The organism is Paenibacillus sp. MCAF9 (assembly GCF_052114265.1).
Classification (GTDB): Bacteria; Bacillota; Bacilli; order Paenibacillales; family Paenibacillaceae; genus Pristimantibacillus.
Genome location: NZ_JBFREL010000009.1, coordinates 140,968 through 156,669, shown reverse-complemented (window position 1 = coordinate 156,669; position 15,702 = coordinate 140,968). Strand labels below are relative to the sequence as shown.

The following is a 15,702-nucleotide window of genomic DNA, read 5'->3' as shown; positions in this document are numbered from 1 at the left end:
GGCTAATTTGTCCTGTGTATTGAGCTTCTATACGGTGCATGATACCATGAAGCGATATAGGCATTTGAAAATGTGAAAAAAAGGATGGAACCTCATGAAGCGTGTCGCAGCACTATTTACGATTGCGTTGCTGTTTGCAGGATTAGCTGTATTTCAATATAAAAATGATGACTCGGATTCAGCAGCGTTAGCAGCCACCTCCGTCGATTTTAAGCCGAAAGCGGGATTTCAAGCGACAATCTTCAAACTCCCTGATCTTGATGAGAAGTCCTATGAAATAGGGGGCAAACAGGATAAACTGACCTTCGTTAATTTCTGGGCATCTTGGTGTGGTCCTTGTGAGCTGGAAGCGCCGGATCTGCAGCGGCTGCATGAGCAATACGGGGAAAAAATTTCACTCGTTGGCGTTAATGCTACGAAATTTGATAAAGAACGGGCAGCTAGAGACTTTGTCAAAGAATATGAGTTCACGTTTCCAATCTTAATGGATCGGGTGGGCGATGTGACGAAGCAGTATAAGGTAGATACGTTTCCAACAACGTTCCTTATTGACAGTGAGGGCGTCATTAGAGAGCGGATCAATGGCGTCATTCCTTATGCGGAGTGGGAACGCATGATTGAGAAATGGATGTAGTCGGCAGCAACAACAAAAAAGAGTCGAGCAGGCGTGAACAGCCTGTTCGACTCTTTTTGTTGTTCTAATGATTGACGAGACCCATGCGATCGTGAGGATCAACTAGCGTGCTGTCAACCTTTACCATGTTAAGCAGGGCATAACGAATACTGTCTACGAGAGCTTCCCAGCTTGCTTCGATAACGTTGTTTGATACGCCAACGGTGCTCCACGTATTGTTTAGTCCTGTCGACTCGATAAGAACACGCACCTTAGCTGCTGTAGCGTCCTTCTCGTCGATTACACGGACTTTATAATCCGATAGATGGATATCAACGATTTCCGGATAAAACTGCACCAGCGCCTTGCGCAGGGCGTTATCGAGGGCGTTGACAGGTCCATTGCCTTCAGCAGCCATATAAACTTGCTGGCCGCCAACGTTGATTTTTACAATCGCTTCTGAAATCATTTGGCCGTTTGTTTTTTCAACGAGCATTTTGAAGGATTCAACCTTGAACAATTCTTTTACTTCGCTGCCGAATGCTTCACGAAGCAGCAGCTCCATAGAAGCGTCGGCGCCTTCAAATTGATAGCCTTGATGCTCGAGCTCTTTAATTTGATCCATAATGAGCTTTGTTTTCTCATTATTTGCGTTGACATCAAGTCCAAGCTCTTTTGCCTTGGATATGATATTGCTTTGTCCTGCGAGCTCAGAGACTAGAATACGCTGCTTGTTGCCAACAAGCTCTGGTTGAATATGCTCATAGGTTTTGGAATCCTTCATAATGGCGGAGACATGAATGCCGCCTTTGTGAGCGAATGCGGCATTGCCGACATAAGCTTGACCAACAGGCATGTGGACATTCGCAATTTCACTGATATATCGAGCAGTACTCGTCAATGTGCGAAGCTTATCCTCTGGCAAAACGTCATAATTCATTTTGATTTGCAAGTTAGGGATGATGGAGCATAGGTTCGCGTTCCCGCAGCGCTCGCCGTAGCCGTTAATCGTGCCTTGTACTTGACGAGCTCCAGCTTCGATTGCTGCTAAAGAGTTTGCGACAGCCAGCTCACAGTCATTATGTGTATGAATGCCGATAGGAGCCGTTAGCTCCTGCTTCACGCGCGAAACGATTTCATGGATTTCACTAGGCAAAGTGCCGCCGTTCGTATCGCATAGGACGAGCCAGTTGGCGCCAGCCTCCTGTGCTTTCTTCAAAACAGCAATGGCATACTCCGGATTGTTCTTGTAGCCATCGAAAAAATGCTCGGCATCGAACAAGGCTTCCATTTGATTTTGCTTTAGAAAAGCAATGGAATCAAAAATCATCGACATATTTTCTTCTAAAGTCGTTTGCAGGGCTGTATGTACATGGAAATCCCATGACTTGCCTACAAGCGTAGCGGCCGGAACACCGGACTCCACGATGCGAACAAGGCTGGCATCCTGCTCTGCCAAACTGTTTTTGCGACGAGTGCTGCCGAAGGCAGTAATTTTGGCGCTTAAATTGAAAGCTTTGATCCGCTGAAAAAACTCAATATCCTTACTGTTGCTTCCAGGATTTCCGCCTTCAATATAATGAACGCCCAACGTGTCGAGCTTCTGGGCAATTTTTAATTTGTCATCTGCCGACAGGCTGATCCCTTCACCTTGAGTACCGTCACGCAGCGTCGTATCGAATATAGATATGTTTTTTGTCATTAACGGGACGCCTCCTTCACTGAATGCCTTTTCAAATCATAATTTAGTATTATAACACTTGTCGCCTTGAAAGTAGAGGGGGCAAAAGGAATTTTTGTCAGCTCGCGCGTGCTTCGTTGACTTGACCCTATTGGAATTGTATGCTTGGGTGGATAAGCTTATGTAGGCTTATGGCTTAGGTTAGGCGGTGTGTTGCGCGATTATGACAAATACGAATGAGTTCTATCCGGCTAAGGGCCGAGTGATCATTCATTTAGATATGAATGCTTTTTATTGTTCCGTACATGAGGCTGAGGAGCCGGAGAAATATAAGGACAAACCAACTGCGGTGTCCGGCAGCGTTGAGCAGCGAAAGGGTATCCTCGTCACTTGTTCTTATGCAGCACGGAGCAGAGGGATAAAGACGGGAATGACAGTCAGACAGGCACTAACACTTTGTCCTGAGCTTATATTAATCAAACCGGACTTTTCGTTATACCGCAAATATTCACATGGCTTTATGGCAATCGCTAGACAATATACGCCGCTCGTTGAGTCTGTATCGATTGACGAATGTTATATGGACATTACCGGTTCGAAAATGTTCGGCTCGCCGCTTGATATTGCGGCTTCGCTGCAGCAGCGGATTAAGTCCGAGTGGTCTCTTCCTTGTTCAATTGGTTTAGCTCCAAATAAGCTGCTTGCAAAGATGGCATCCGACATGAAAAAACCAAACGGGCTGACTGTGCTGCGGATTCGTGATGTGCAAAAGGTGCTTTGGGATAAGCCATGCGATCATTTGTTTGGCATTGGCAAAAAAACAGCTGATAAGCTCAGCAAGCTGAATATTCGGACGATTGGCCAGTTGGCGGCATCGGATGAAACGATGCTGAATAAGCATTTTGGCGTAGTTGGCTCTTGGATGAAATCAGCTGCCCATGGACTTGATTATTCTGAAGTTAACCCAAATCGGGAACGGAACAAATCGATCGGTCATACGACCACGCTTCCAAGCGATATTACATCGCGGGACGACGTTTTCCGGGTGCTGCTTAATTTGGCGGATCAGACAGGTCGCAGGCTGCGAAGGCAGAAGATGGTCGCAACCACGGTTCAAATCACAATTCGCAAGCCGGATATGACGACGATTGCCCGCTCCCACACCCTTGCAGCTCCTACGGAATCGAGTGAAGATTTCTATAGGGAGGCGTGCAAGCTATATGACCGGCATTGGAAGGAAGGCGAGCCGATTCGGCTGCTTGGCATAACGCTCCAGAACCTCACTTTGCTTGCGGAAACTGCATTGCAGCTTGATTTGTTCAGCTACGAGAAGCAGCCGAGAAAAGAAGCGTTGACTAAAGCGATGGATCAGCTCCGCGACAAGTATGGAGAGGATGCTGTTTTGACTGCAGGAATGCTTGGTGATGATCCTTCAACCTTAATTAGGAATAAACGAATTCGCGGTACATCCTTGCAAAAGGACGATAGTTTGTTATATATTGATGAATGAAGCTTGACTGTACAGAGACGAGATTATTCCGTTTATTTATTTGGGAGGGGATTTCCATGGGTAAGTTTACTTGGGTTGAAAAAGATACGTGCATCGCTTGTGGAGCTTGCGGAGCAACTGCTCCTGACATTTATGATTATGATGACGAAGGTCTTGCAGAAGTTATTTATAAAGCTGACGGCAATACAGGCAACACTGAAATTCCTGAAGATTTGTTCGATGATTTGCAGGATGCAGCTGACGGCTGTCCGACAGATTCAATCAAAATTGCAGACGTTCCTTTTAATTACTAATTTTTGAGTGATGATAAAAAAGTTCCTCTCCGCTTTGCTATGCAGCGGTGAGGAGCTTTTTTTGTATATGGAGCAATAACAGAAATGGACTCGGGATTACAATCAAACTCCTTGCCTGCCGATATAGAGGATATATACCACATGTCGGGAGGATGGGGGATGGACTCTCCGGAAGATATTTTTTATTTGAAGCAATTTGTAAAGCAGCACCCTGATAACCAAATGGGTTGGTATTTGTTAGGCAAGCAATACAAGCTCGCCGGCAAGGAGGGCAAAGCGAATTATTGCTTCCTGCAAGCTGGTGAAGTATACGATGCCTTCGAGCATGAAAGTCATCCGTTATCGGAAAATCAATTGCAGTTGCTTAAAGATTGGGATTTGCAGCAAAAGAAAAAAAGGCGAGCTCGCAAATTAGGAGCATTAGCTCTATTGTTCCTGCTCGTTGCAGTGTTTGCTCCAGCTAGCACTTCCGTATTCAAGGAAAGGCCAGAGCAGCCCGAGCCTATAGCCTTAGTTGAAGTGAACCCAATTGGCGTTGTGTTTATACCGCGTAAAGAACGAAATCCAGTCGGCAGCGCATGGAACAGCCTCATTGCAGCCGGCAAGCAAGCACCTCTTCATACCATTGCAGCTCGCCTTGAGGAAGATGAGGGCTGGCGGAAATGGACAGGGAACACTAGACTGCTCATGTCTGTAGAAAAGGAAAACGGAAGCAGTAAGCTGGATGTAACGATGTATGACCGCCTTACCTGCGAGTGTGAGCCTTCCGAGGCGAGCTCGGCAGCAGCACAATATAAGGAATGGAGCAGGCAGCAAGAGACGCACTGGACGCTTGCAAGCGGCATCTATCAATATGAGAAAAAATATAAAAAGTGGCCGGAGCAGCTGGATGATCTCATTCAATCTTATCCGAACAATGTTCTTTCCGGGGAACGCAGCGGTATGCGCTCTATGTTTCCGGCTGTATTGCGAAAGCTGAAAGTCGCGCAGGCACAAAAAAACCGTTCAATCCAAGAGCAAGCAGCAGGAAATCAGCAGCAAGAGGAAAGCGATAAAAGAACGAGTCCGATCGTAGGCACAAATGGAATTTTGGATAAACAGTGGAGCCAGCCGCTGGAGGTCGTAGTGGATAAAGCAAGTTATCGACTTGCTGTCATCCAAGGTGACATTATTGTGCGCAGCTATAAGGTGGGCCTCGGAGGCGATGCAACGCCTGAGGGAAGCTTCTACATTAGTGAAAAGGTTAGAAATCCGAATGGGCGTGACGATGGAAACTTCGGAAGCCGAGGAATGACATTATCGAATACGCTGTACGCGATTCATGGAACGGATGAACCCGGCAGTATTGGCAAGGACGAATCACTTGGCTGTATCCGGATGGGCAAAGCTGATGTGGAGGAGTTGTTTGATATGGTGCCGCTAGGAACGGTTGTCAAAATAAAAAATGGGACGCTTCCGTCTAAGGTGCAGCAGCCAGCAGAACGCTTTCAGCTGGAGCCGCTCCAAAACGAAACCAATCCCTTGAAAATCTATAAATGGTTGACGTAGACCGCTTACGAAGTGAAAATAAGAAGCAGCGCGACAGCTACAACGACTACGCCGACGATTGAACCAATCCATATAAGCGCTTTTTTGTTTACTTCATCCTTCGGTTTCGCTTTTATTGTAGCCGGTCTTCTTTTTGGTGAACTCATCGACAATCAACCTCTCTATTTCATAGTAATAAATAATATGATTTCATTGTAATCGTTTTCTAGACAAGCCGCAATACAATGGAAGCTTGCACCTTGCGTGCAGGCTCTTTTCTTTTTGCCGCAAAAAAGATAAACTGTCAGATAGAGCATACATCTAAGATCGGAGTGAGTAAGTTGATTTATTCTTCAATTTTAAAACCTATTTTTTTTCGAATGGATCCTGAGAGGGCCCATCATCTTGTGATTGACGGCTTAGCTGCCGGCGGTGTAGTTCCAGGGCTGAATGGTCTGATGAATGCGATGTATGGCGTAGCAAAGTCGCCTGAGCTTGCTACAGAACTATTCGGACTGCAATTCCCGCACCCTGTTGGACTTGCTGCTGGACTTGATAAGAACGGCAAAGCTGCGGACGGTTTCTCAAGCATAGGTTTTGGTTTTGCTGAGGTTGGAACGGTAACGCCAAAAGGACAAGCCGGCAATGAGCAGCCGCGATTGTTCCGCCTCCCATCAGACGAAGCGCTTATTAATCGGATGGGCTTTAACAATGATGGCACTGCGGCAATGGCAGAGAAGCTGTCACGACGCAAAATAAATAGAATCCCGATAGCGGTTAACATTGGCAAAAACAAAATAACGCCAAATGAACTTGCTCATGAGGACTATCAGACCTGCATACGCGAATTGTATACATACGGCGACTTTTTTGTCGTCAATATCAGCTCTCCCAACACCCCGGATCTGCGTGATTTGCAGCATGGTGAAGAACTGAAAAATTTGCTTGCCGCTGTAAAAAAGGAAATAAACACGCAAGCGGCGAAAACAGGAGCAAAAGCAAAACCTGTTCTCGTCAAAATTGCGCCTGACATGACAGATGAACAGCTGGAGCTTACCGTTGCGACTATTATGGAAAGCGGAGTTTCAGGTATAATTGCAACAAACACAACATTATCGCGCCAAGGCCTTCAGCATTCGAATGCTGGCGAAGCGGGCGGGCTCAGCGGCAAGCCGCTGCGAGATCGTTCAACGGAGGTCATACGGGCGGTATATCGCCAAACCGGGGGCAAGCTGCCCATTATTGGCTCGGGCGGCATTTTTACAGCACAAGACGCATACGATAAAATCCGCGCGGGAGCTTCACTTGTAGAAATCTACACGGCGCTTATTTACAAAGGGCCTGGAGTGCTGCGAGAGCTAACGAGTGGATTGAAGGAATGTTTACGCAAAGATGGCTACCGCAATATTGCCGAAGCAGTTGGTGCAGATCACGTTTAAGAACAGGAGGCGGCCGGATGGACGGTAGAGACTGGAATCTTTTTTTACAGCCTTATGAACAAGCGGTTGAAGAACTTAAAGTGAAATTTAAAACGATGCGGGTCGAACTGAAGATACGAGAAGCTTACGCGCCGATAGAATTCGTCACCGGCCGGGTTAAGCGAATTTCTAGTATTCTGGAAAAGGCCAAGCGTCTCAAAGTCCCCTCGGATCAATTGGATACGGGTATAGAGGACATTGCAGGTATTCGCATTATGTGCCAGTTTGTGGATGATATTCACCGCGTAGCTGGCTTGATTCGCACGCGTAAAGATCTTTCCCTTGTATATGAGAAGGATTATATTACGAATTTCAAAGACAGCGGCTATCGAAGCTACCATATGATTGTAGAATATCCAGTTCAAACAGCACTAGGATACAAAATCGTGTTGGCTGAAATTCAAATACGGACGTTAGCGATGAATTTTTGGGCGACAATCGAGCATTCATTAAACTACAAGTTTAAAGAAAGCTTGCCTGAAGATGTGCGTGAGCGGTTGAAAAAAGCGGCTGAAGCCGCATCGCAGCTGGATACAGAAATGACCAGCATACGCAAAGAAATTTTGGATGCGCAGACCGAATTCGAGGAGCAGTCCAACGTGGTCTCGAAGGTGCTTAAAGGCATTCAAGATTTGTATTTTTATAATCGGGTTCGTGAAGCTGCTCAATTTCAAATGAAATTTAATGAGAAATTTGAAAAAGAGGACTATCATGAGCTTAATCAGCTTTCGCTTGATATTCAAACAGCCATTGGGAAAGCTAAGAAAGCAAACCAAAGCTAGTATAAAAGCAGGCGCAAAACCAATTTGAATTGGATTTAAGATAGTTAGGCAAAATGAACATTGAAGACGACTTTCACTCCATTATAGAGTGAGAAGTCGTCTTTTTTTGTTGTCTAAGGGAGGTTGCGCCCATTCCATCATTTACAATAAACAAACGTTAAAATGACTTCTGTTTAACAATACAACCAATCAAAACATATATAATGCACATGAAACAAGAAAATAAAAGGAGTGATTGAGTTGTTTTATAGGTGGAGGAGAAGTTTAGCGGTTTTCATAGTTATGGCTGTTTTATGTTCCAATGCACAAGGGTTCATTCGATCAGCAAGCGCTGCCGATGGTGCGGTACAAGCACCTGAAGCATCTGTTGCTGGAGGGCGTTACGAGGCTGCAATAGCGGTTGTATTAAGCTCTAAAACAAGTGATGCTAGCATTTATTATACACTTGACGGAACGCTGCCTAATGAGAAAAGCAAAAAAGCTGACAATAATCCGATCACGATTGCCAAAACCACAAACCTTAGCGCGATTGCGATAAAGGATGGCGTGGCGAGCAAGGCAGTAACGTTTGGCTACATGATTAAAACAAGTGAAAAGCCGCTGCTGCAATTTGTAGCGATGTCAGACGTTCATGTAGGCTCGCGCACGACAGGTGATCCAAGATATGAAAGCTATTTCGATACGATCGCATCGATCTTTCCAAATCCTGATGCCATCCTAGTTGTAGGTGATATGATCAACGATAACGGGGGAGACAAACCGAACGATCATCAAATGGTAAGGGAAATTTTCCAAGCGAATCTAGCTAGAAAAAATATGACCAATACAAAGATGCATGTTGCAATGGGAAATCATGACGCGACAGTTGCAAAAGTGAATGAGCATTATCCTGCGGATTGGTTCACATCACAGGCTAATGGCTATTATGAAACTCAAATCGGCGGCTATTATTTTTTCTTCTTGAACGGAAACAACTACAACTCGGATACAAGCCAGCGCAATTGGCTTAAGGGCAGACTAGCTGAAATTACAGCTGATCCGTTAAACAAAAATAAGCCGATCTTTGTAGGCATCCATCAGCCGATCACAGGGACGGTAATGGACGGACAGCAGGCGTCCAATCCGAATCTTAACAGTGATCTGGCGGGCTACCCGCAGGTTATTACGTTGTCGGGGCACTCCCATCTGACCAACAGCGATGAACGCTCTATTTTCCAGAAGGATTATACGGCTCTGAATCTAGGCTCGATGTCGTACATTGAAGCAGAGCATGGCTACTCTGCTGTAACGAATGCAGGGCTGGTCAGCCGCTTTGAATTTCCGGTATCTCAGGCTGATTTTATTGAAGTGTATGCGGATCGGATTGAAGTGGATAGAATTGCTTTTAATGCAGATCCGGCAGATATAATGGATGATTGGACGCCGGTTCCCCCATTCAGCAGCGTCGGTACAATTGCTGGCGAGAAATGGGTTATTGAACTGAAAGGCAACACGATTCAAGAGATTAAAAGCAATTTCAAGTATACGAGTGCAAACCGCAATAAAGTAGCACCGCAATTTCCTGCTGAGACGGATCTGAAAGTGACGGATCTGGATGGAACGCCTAAGCTGAGCTTCAATCAAGCGAAGGATGACCAAAACATGCATCATTACGAGCTGACGCTTACGAACAAAAGGACGGGTACGACCGCAAAATCGGTTAATGTGTTCTCCGACTATTTCTTTACGCCGATCCCGAATGCGATGACGATTCCACTGGAAGGACTTGATCCGCAAACGACCTATACTGCGGTCATTTATGCCGTTGACAGCTACGGGAACAAGTCTAGCGCGATCCAGCATACATTCCGTACGGAGGGTACGCTGCCTGAGCTTACGCCGATTGACCCTGAAACGATGTGGAAGGACCTAGTCGTTGATATGAAGTTTGACGACAACTTAAACGATGATGCGAGCGGCGTGAAGGGTTCAGCTGTATCACGCGGAAGCGTTGCGTATGTGCAGGGCAAATCAAATAAAGCTGCGTACATTCCGGCAGGCAATGCGAATTATATCGATATGGGCAGCCGCAGCGATCTGAAGTTTGGCAGTGGCAGCTTTACGGTATCGTTCTGGCATACAGGCAATTTATCCGGTGATCAGACGGTCATTTCGAATAAAAACTGGAACAGCGGCAAAAACGTCGGTTGGTATATCGGACCTGCTGTGTCCAATGCAATGACGTTAAACATTGCAGACGGCACGAACCGAATGGATACTTCGGCGGGTAGCGTAGGAAGTGAATGGCACTTGCTCACGGTCACCGTCGACAGAGCAAATCAAGTTGGCAAAGTGTATGTCGATGGCGTGGAGAAGGCCTCTAAAGAGATGACTGCACTTGGCACGAGCAGTGTAGACACCGCTTTTAATACGATGATTGGCGCAGATGGCAACAAAGGAAACGGCGGTGCCAATGTTACGATGGACGATTTGAAAATTTGGAAACGGACGCTCACTGCAACGGAGATCAAAGCGTTATCCGATTCCTACAAAATCATTCCTGCCTATACGTATGAGCAGCTTAACAAGTTGAAGATTGATGCTTCGGCCTTTGATGCTGCCAGTGAAAGTGTTGTTGGCGTCACCTATTCCGCTGCCAAGATGATGGAGCTCCGTTCTGCTTTAAGCAGTGCATCGGCGCTTACTCCTGAAAGCCCAGTTAACGAAATCGATGAAGCTTATGTGAATCTTATGCTCGCCTTGGAAGCGGCAAAGGAATCTGTTACTTATCAGTTCCTATCGAAATCGGCATTTGCAATCGAATCTTTCAGCTCTTATGCGGATAATGAAGATGCATTTGCATCAAATATTCTCGATGGAGATTCGGCGACTATTTGGCACTCCAAATGGGAAGCTCCCGCGGCAGATTTCCCTCACTGGGTTATTATTGATTCAAAGAATAGCCCTAGCTTGAGCGGCATTCAAAGAACAAGCAGAATGAATCAAACTGCGCTGGAATTTCCGAAAGACTTTGAGGTATACGCATCTGATCGCTTGTCAGATCTAAGTGACGCGGCATTCCTTGCGAATGAAGCCAATAAAGCGACAGGCACCTTCGGCAAATCGTGGACAGGCAGTACGTATAAAGACTTTACACCGCTTAACAAAACGATTTCCGGCAGATATATCAAATTTGTTGTAAAGAGCACTTATAATGCAGCAGGCACCTTTACGAGCATGAGTGAAATTGATTTTACAGGTACCGTGAAGGACAAGCAGACGGAAAAAGCCAGCTTAAAAGGTGAAACGAAAGTAACAGTGGGTGGTTCCATTGCGCTTACTTACGGTCTGGAAAACGTAGTCGGTTCCGTTATGGCAGAGGACATTACGATTGAATATGATCCTTCCAAGCTGACCTTTGTTTCAGCAGTATCCATGGATGAAACTAAATTTTTGATCCCAGAAACGAAGGATAAGGATGGACAAGTAAGATTGATTGCAGTCCATTTGAATGAGGCACAGACGAATGCGAATGGGGATTGGATGAAGCTCACATTCCAAGCTAAGGCAGGAGCTTTGGCAGGCCCAACTCAAATTACAGTGAAAAAAGCAGTATTATCCGACAGTGTGGAAGAAGTAACGATAGCCGGCGATTCGCTTGCACTTGAGGTTATTAATATCCCTGGCGATTATAACAATGATGAGAAGGTAAGCATCGTTGACTTAGCAATCCTCGTAAAATCATATGGTGCGAAGGAAGGCGACAGCAACTGGAATGCAGTTAAATCTGGAGATTTGAACAACGACAAGGTCATTGATATTCTCGATCTCGTATTAATGGCCAAATTAATCGTTGATTGGAGCAAATAAGAAAGAATAAGTAAATAAAGCCTTAGCTGCATTACATGTTTGAAAAAAAGAAGCTGTCCAGCAAGGTCGGAGTAGACCTAGCTGGACAGCTTCTTCAATTTATACAGCAGATGAGCGTTAACTAATCTGTTGATTTTTTTGGTTTGTACAGCTTATCGATGGCTTCACGTATTTCTTCCTTGGTCTTGCCTTGCTTGCTTAAGGCGATTACTTCTTCCATCTCTTTCTTACAAATGCCGCAGCTGGTACTGTGATTGGTCCATGTGACAGCGCCCTCGTCCGCGGGATGTTCGGCAACATAGCAGCGCAGAAGCGAGTCATGGGGGGTTTCAACTGCTAACCCATCTGAGCAACCGCAATAACATGTGATACCGCTCATAATGTCGGCGTGAGCATGGACTCCTTTATAAAGCTCGCTCGTATGTGGCGTATAGTCCGCTAAAAAACCAGGCAGCTCGTCATAGGATGCTGTTGTTTGCCATGTTTCGGAACCGTGTTGATGCTCAGCGCCTGCCTTGTCGTCGTTCGCTAAGCCGCATGCGGTGAGCAAAGTAATAAAAGCGAATGCGAGCAGCAAAGCATACATGATGCTGCGAATGCGAGAATTTTTTTGCTCCTCCGTAATCTGCTCAGCCGTTTGGCGCTGACGCTTCATCATTTGGTTTCAGCCCCCGAATATTTATTGAAAAACGCTCTAAAATCATCTAGTTTATAGCCGGTAGTTCCTTCTTCAGCAAGTCCGCCCTCTAGCTTGTCAATTTGAACGCCATCTTTGAAATAAGCAAGTGTAGGCGTAAACTCGACATTATATTTGTTGAAATAGCTTGGGAATTCTCTTAAGTTGAATTGCGGAAGGTCAATTCCGAGCTCATCAACAAGCGGCATAAGCTGTGGCGTTGTTCTTTGGCAATGCGGACAATCAGAAGCGAATAGGTAAACGAAGAAATCTTCCTTATCGGCCACTTTCTTGTCTAATTCAGCAGGTAAAATGATATTCTGATAGTTAGGATCATTAAGCAGCTTGCGTGTTTCTGGGTTCAGCTCGGAGAGGGGCTTGTCATATACGGCGTTTACCTTGCCACTGTTGTTTAAAACGGTAATAAGACCGAATAAAATAACAACGATACCGATATAGACGTAAATCATTTTCAATTTCTTTTTCTTCTTCATGTAAGCAACTACCTCCGAAACAGGTTTAAGTGGACAAGCTATGAAAGAACAGCATGTCCTTACTTAAATATATTATATAACAAATCCGTATTGGTATGTAAGAGCTTGAACATCAATGTCATACAACATTCGGATTTAGAGAATGAAAGGAAATATACGGATAAAATGTTGGATATTACTGGTTGTCTGATCTGGCGTTAATTGCTTGAGGATCTTGCATGGCTTCTCTCTGTTCAATATAGTTTACGCTAAACGAATGCCTGATGCAGATCGATTTGTTCTTCGGTTCGTTCTGGAGCGTGACCAGCCTCATAATCGCTGTCGATATAGACTGTTTTTTCGCTTTTCGAATATTTTCATATAGGCGATTCGGTATAGCCGATCCTGCGGACTCGCGATCAACTTGGAGAAGCTTTCGTCATCGCCGGCTATTGCTTTTTTTACAAGTTCAATTTCATTTGAAATGGCGGTCGGCCTCCTTATGAGTGATAGTCGTGCTCTAGTTATGCTCTCCCACATGATTACATTCATACTGAACCTTGCCCCAGTCAGGTGCGCCGATAGTGGCTGTTCCAAAACCTGAGGCAAGCACTTTTTCACCATGTTTTAGGGTATAATGATAGGTGCCCTCTGAAAGTCTCGCCTCGCCCTTTAAGGAATAATTGACGGATACAGGAGTGATCATCAGGTTGTGAAATGATTCGTTATCGACTTTTTGCTGCTTGCGTACATCGTTAGCGGTATGATGACTTTGCGAACTTGTTCGACGCTCTCTTGATGAATTTCATATAGCTCGATATGGAGCGGGATGTCGAGTGACAACTTGTTCACCGGAACGATAATGGTCTGATTCACTTTGCCCCATTCCGGTCCGCCTACAGAAGCAGTTCCAAAATCAGTCATGATGATTTTATCGCCCTGCTTGATTGTGAAATGGTATGTGCCTTCGAATAGGCTTGCTTCGCCATTAATTTCAAATACTAAACTTTGCTTCGCTGCTTCAAAATAGCGTTTCGGTGCTTGTCTAACTTTTCAACAATTTTAATGGCGCTTCATTATTCCGTGCGTTGTATAATGGATCCTTAAGCTTTGTGTACGAATGCCTCGGCGAATGCTGAGAGGCTATTTATTTGGCAGGAGGAAATAGCATGAACGGCAATTTGCCGCGTAATTTCACAGAAAAAATGGAAAAGCTGCTTGGTGATGAGTTTGATAGCTTTATGTCTTCGTATGATGCACCGAGAGTATATGGTCTTCGAATCAATCGATTAAAGCTAGGTGTCGAACAATGGAAAAAGCTATCTGACATGGGCGAAGAGGTGCGTGAAATACCTTGGGCACCGGATGGTTTGTATTACAAAGAGGGTGAACGGCCAGGCAAACATCCGCACTATCATGCGGGGCTCTATTATATTCAAGAACCGAGTGCGATGGCTCCGGTAGAACTGCTGGACGTTCAGCCTGGTCAACGCGTACTTGATCTATGCGCGGCTCCAGGAGGCAAATCGACGCAAATTGCAGGGAAGCTGCAAGGAAGCGGAGTGCTCGTCACGAATGATAACGCCAGAGAAAGAACAAAGGCTTTGGCCAAAAATATAGAGCTTGCCGGCGTACGCAATGCTGTCGTGCTTAACGATGAGCCCGCAGCAATTGCCGCTGTTTTTCCACAATGGTTCGATCGTATTCTCATTGATGCCCCATGCTCCGGCGAGGGCATGTTTCGCAAGGATGATTCAATGATTGCAGAATGGGAGAAACACTCGATTGAAAAATGCTCCTTAATGCAGCGCGATATTATGCAGCATGCCGCAGCGATGCTGGCACCTGGAGGGAGAATGGTCTATTCGACATGCACGTTCTCGCCGGAGGAGAACGAGCAGCAAATAGCTCAGTTTTTAGCCGAGCATGAAGATTTTTTTGTTGAAGCTATTTATCCTCAGCATGGCTGGAGGGCAGGCAGAGCGGATTTAGCAGAAGGCATGGCGCAGCTTGATGAAGAGCGTCTGCAATCCATTCAAGGAACGGTAAGGCTATGGCCGCATTTAATCGAGGGAGAAGGTCATTATGCGGCTGTCCTTAGACGCAGCGGGGAGCGGACAAGCAATATTGAAGAAGGGGTCGCTGCTTCTGTAAAGCGCCAGAGCGTCCAGTCTGCTGGCGGAAGCTTAAAACGCGAAGTCGTGCCAAGCAGCGGGAAAAGACAAGAAAAGAAACAAGATCATAGGGATGAGCGCCGCGCAGCTAAACGGCAAACGAGAAATGACTTTGCCAACACTGGATTGGAGCGCCCTGCAAACAAGAAAGGAGCAGGGAGTGGTCGTGATGGAGCCGCGATGAACCCTACTAAAGAAGCAAGTCCAATTGAGCTGTGGCACCAGTATGCAGAACAATTTGCGATAAATGCACGAAGCTGGCCAGGGCGTGTTGTAGCCTTTGGTTCTCGCGTATATATTCAGCCTGCCGAACTGCCATCGCTCGATGGCTTGCGCGTGGTTAGAGCCGGCTGGTATGTAGGTGAAGCTATTCGAGGTCGATTTGAACCGTCACACCCGCTAGCCATGGGGTTAAAGCGAGATGAAGCCGTGCGCTCCGTTAATTGGAGATCGTCTGATGAGCAGACGATTCGATATCTCAAAGGGGAAACCTTGTTTGTTGATGATTCGGAATTAACGGTGCATGCTGGCGCCCCCTCAAAAGGATATATATTAGTTTGCACAGACGGTTTCCCGATAGGTTGGGGGAAATATGCCGCTGGAATGATCAAAAATGAACTGCCTGCAGGATGGAGATGGATGTAGA

Annotated in this window: 14 protein-coding genes; 8 read left to right on the top strand and 6 right to left on the bottom strand. The window is 45.8% G+C overall.

Translation table 11 applies throughout. The features are described from left to right. The first annotated feature begins 94 nt into the window (after positions 1-94). Complete coding sequence (locus tag AB4Z45_RS17160; RefSeq protein WP_441910479.1) at positions 95-634, top strand: TlpA family protein disulfide reductase; 540 nt, start codon at positions 95-97, stop codon at positions 632-634. A gap of 64 nt (positions 635-698) precedes the next feature. On the opposite strand, the gene cimA is transcribed toward AB4Z45_RS17160, so the two are convergent. Continuing rightward, positions 699-2,315, bottom strand: coding sequence for a citramalate synthase (gene cimA, locus AB4Z45_RS17155; RefSeq protein WP_076266839.1), 1,617 nt, complete (start codon positions 2,313-2,315; stop codon positions 699-701). A 202-nt stretch (positions 2,316-2,517) separates the two neighbouring features. Between cimA and AB4Z45_RS17150 the strand changes: the two genes are divergently transcribed. The 3 genes from AB4Z45_RS17150 (at position 2,518) to AB4Z45_RS17140 (ending at position 5,645) form a co-directional block, all read left to right on the top strand. Further along, entirely contained in the window at positions 2,518-3,804 is a 1,287-nt protein-coding gene (locus AB4Z45_RS17150) for a DNA polymerase IV (RefSeq protein WP_441910478.1), read from the top strand. Positions 3,805-3,860: 56 nt separating this feature from the next. Further along, positions 3,861-4,097, top strand: a complete 237-nt coding sequence (locus AB4Z45_RS17145; RefSeq protein ID WP_053376893.1) for a ferredoxin — start codon at positions 3,861-3,863, stop codon at positions 4,095-4,097. Between the two features lie 159 nt (positions 4,098-4,256). Further along, the gene (locus tag AB4Z45_RS17140; protein ID WP_441910477.1) at positions 4,257-5,645 is read left to right on the top strand and encodes a L,D-transpeptidase; all 1,389 of its coding nucleotides are present in this window, start codon (positions 4,257-4,259) and stop codon (positions 5,643-5,645) included. A gap of 5 nt (positions 5,646-5,650) precedes the next feature. On the opposite strand, the gene AB4Z45_RS17135 is transcribed toward AB4Z45_RS17140, so the two are convergent. Continuing rightward, positions 5,651-5,791 (bottom strand): hypothetical protein, encoded by a 141-nt coding sequence (locus AB4Z45_RS17135; RefSeq protein WP_441910476.1) that lies wholly within the window; start codon positions 5,789-5,791, stop codon positions 5,651-5,653. A gap of 174 nt (positions 5,792-5,965) precedes the next feature. Between AB4Z45_RS17135 and AB4Z45_RS17130 the strand changes: the two genes are divergently transcribed. The 3 genes from AB4Z45_RS17130 (at position 5,966) to AB4Z45_RS17120 (ending at position 11,733) form a co-directional block, all read left to right on the top strand. Continuing rightward, complete coding sequence (locus AB4Z45_RS17130; RefSeq protein ID WP_441910475.1) at positions 5,966-7,063, top strand: quinone-dependent dihydroorotate dehydrogenase; 1,098 nt, start codon at positions 5,966-5,968, stop codon at positions 7,061-7,063. A gap of 17 nt (positions 7,064-7,080) precedes the next feature. Continuing rightward, positions 7,081-7,884: a GTP pyrophosphokinase gene (locus AB4Z45_RS17125; protein WP_076266843.1), complete on the top strand. Its 804-nt coding sequence runs from the start codon at positions 7,081-7,083 to the stop codon at positions 7,882-7,884. Positions 7,885-8,166: 282 nt separating this feature from the next. Next, positions 8,167-11,733, top strand: a complete 3,567-nt coding sequence (locus tag AB4Z45_RS17120) for a LamG-like jellyroll fold domain-containing protein (protein ID WP_441910474.1) — start codon at positions 8,167-8,169, stop codon at positions 11,731-11,733. A gap of 121 nt (positions 11,734-11,854) precedes the next feature. Here the strand turns inward: AB4Z45_RS17120 and AB4Z45_RS17115 are convergent, their stop codons facing one another. The 4 genes from AB4Z45_RS17115 to AB4Z45_RS17100 all read right to left on the bottom strand — a co-directional run bounded on the left by AB4Z45_RS17115 (position 11,855) and on the right by AB4Z45_RS17100 (position 13,806). Beyond that, complete coding sequence (locus AB4Z45_RS17115) at positions 11,855-12,391, bottom strand: PCYCGC motif-containing (lipo)protein (RefSeq protein ID WP_441910473.1); 537 nt, start codon at positions 12,389-12,391, stop codon at positions 11,855-11,857. Continuing rightward, positions 12,388-12,903, bottom strand: a complete 516-nt coding sequence (locus AB4Z45_RS17110) for a thioredoxin family protein (protein ID WP_076266845.1) — start codon at positions 12,901-12,903, stop codon at positions 12,388-12,390. Before AB4Z45_RS17110 ends, AB4Z45_RS17115 begins: the two co-directional genes overlap by 4 nt. Before the next feature lie 309 nt (positions 12,904-13,212). Continuing rightward, positions 13,213-13,434 carry a hypothetical protein gene (locus tag AB4Z45_RS17105; protein ID WP_441910472.1) on the bottom strand — a complete coding sequence of 74 codons (222 nt, stop codon included), beginning with the start codon at positions 13,432-13,434 and terminating at the stop codon, positions 13,213-13,215. A 153-nt stretch (positions 13,435-13,587) separates the two neighbouring features. Then, complete coding sequence (locus AB4Z45_RS17100) at positions 13,588-13,806, bottom strand: hypothetical protein (protein WP_441910471.1); 219 nt, start codon at positions 13,804-13,806, stop codon at positions 13,588-13,590. A gap of 245 nt (positions 13,807-14,051) precedes the next feature. Here AB4Z45_RS17100 and AB4Z45_RS17095 point away from each other — a divergent pair, with 245 nt between their 5' ends. Next, a complete protein-coding gene (locus AB4Z45_RS17095; protein ID WP_441910470.1) occupies positions 14,052-15,701 on the top strand; it encodes an RsmB/NOP family class I SAM-dependent RNA methyltransferase in 1,650 nt (549 codons plus the stop codon). Position 15,702: the final 1 nt, after the last annotated feature.

What these genes read in the sequence shown, in the direction of transcription:
- AB4Z45_RS17095 (WP_441910470.1), top strand. Translation starts at nt 14,052, where the DNA reads ATGAACGGCAATTTGCCGCGTAATTTCACAGAAAAAATGGAAAAGCTG.
- AB4Z45_RS17140 (WP_441910477.1), top strand. Translation starts at nt 4,257, where the DNA reads ATGGACTCTCCGGAAGATATTTTTTATTTGAAGCAATTTGTAAAGCAG.
- AB4Z45_RS17110 (WP_076266845.1), bottom strand. Translation starts at nt 12,903, where the DNA reads ATGAAGAAGAAAAAGAAATTGAAAATGATTTACGTCTATATCGGTATC.
- cimA (WP_076266839.1), bottom strand. Translation starts at nt 2,315, where the DNA reads ATGACAAAAAACATATCTATATTCGATACGACGCTGCGTGACGGTACT.
- AB4Z45_RS17100 (WP_441910471.1), bottom strand. Translation starts at nt 13,806, where the DNA reads ATGACTGATTTTGGAACTGCTTCTGTAGGCGGACCGGAATGGGGCAAA.
- AB4Z45_RS17115 (WP_441910473.1), bottom strand. Translation starts at nt 12,391, where the DNA reads ATGATGAAGCGTCAGCGCCAAACGGCTGAGCAGATTACGGAGGAGCAA.
- AB4Z45_RS17145 (WP_053376893.1), top strand. Translation starts at nt 3,861, where the DNA reads ATGGGTAAGTTTACTTGGGTTGAAAAAGATACGTGCATCGCTTGTGGA.
- AB4Z45_RS17150 (WP_441910478.1), top strand. Translation starts at nt 2,518, where the DNA reads ATGACAAATACGAATGAGTTCTATCCGGCTAAGGGCCGAGTGATCATT.
- AB4Z45_RS17160 (WP_441910479.1), top strand. Translation starts at nt 95, where the DNA reads ATGAAGCGTGTCGCAGCACTATTTACGATTGCGTTGCTGTTTGCAGGA.
- AB4Z45_RS17135 (WP_441910476.1), bottom strand. Translation starts at nt 5,791, where the DNA reads ATGAGTTCACCAAAAAGAAGACCGGCTACAATAAAAGCGAAACCGAAG.
- AB4Z45_RS17125 (WP_076266843.1), top strand. Translation starts at nt 7,081, where the DNA reads ATGGACGGTAGAGACTGGAATCTTTTTTTACAGCCTTATGAACAAGCG.
- AB4Z45_RS17105 (WP_441910472.1), bottom strand. Translation starts at nt 13,434, where the DNA reads ATGAATGTAATCATGTGGGAGAGCATAACTAGAGCACGACTATCACTC.
- AB4Z45_RS17120 (WP_441910474.1), top strand. Translation starts at nt 8,167, where the DNA reads ATGGCTGTTTTATGTTCCAATGCACAAGGGTTCATTCGATCAGCAAGC.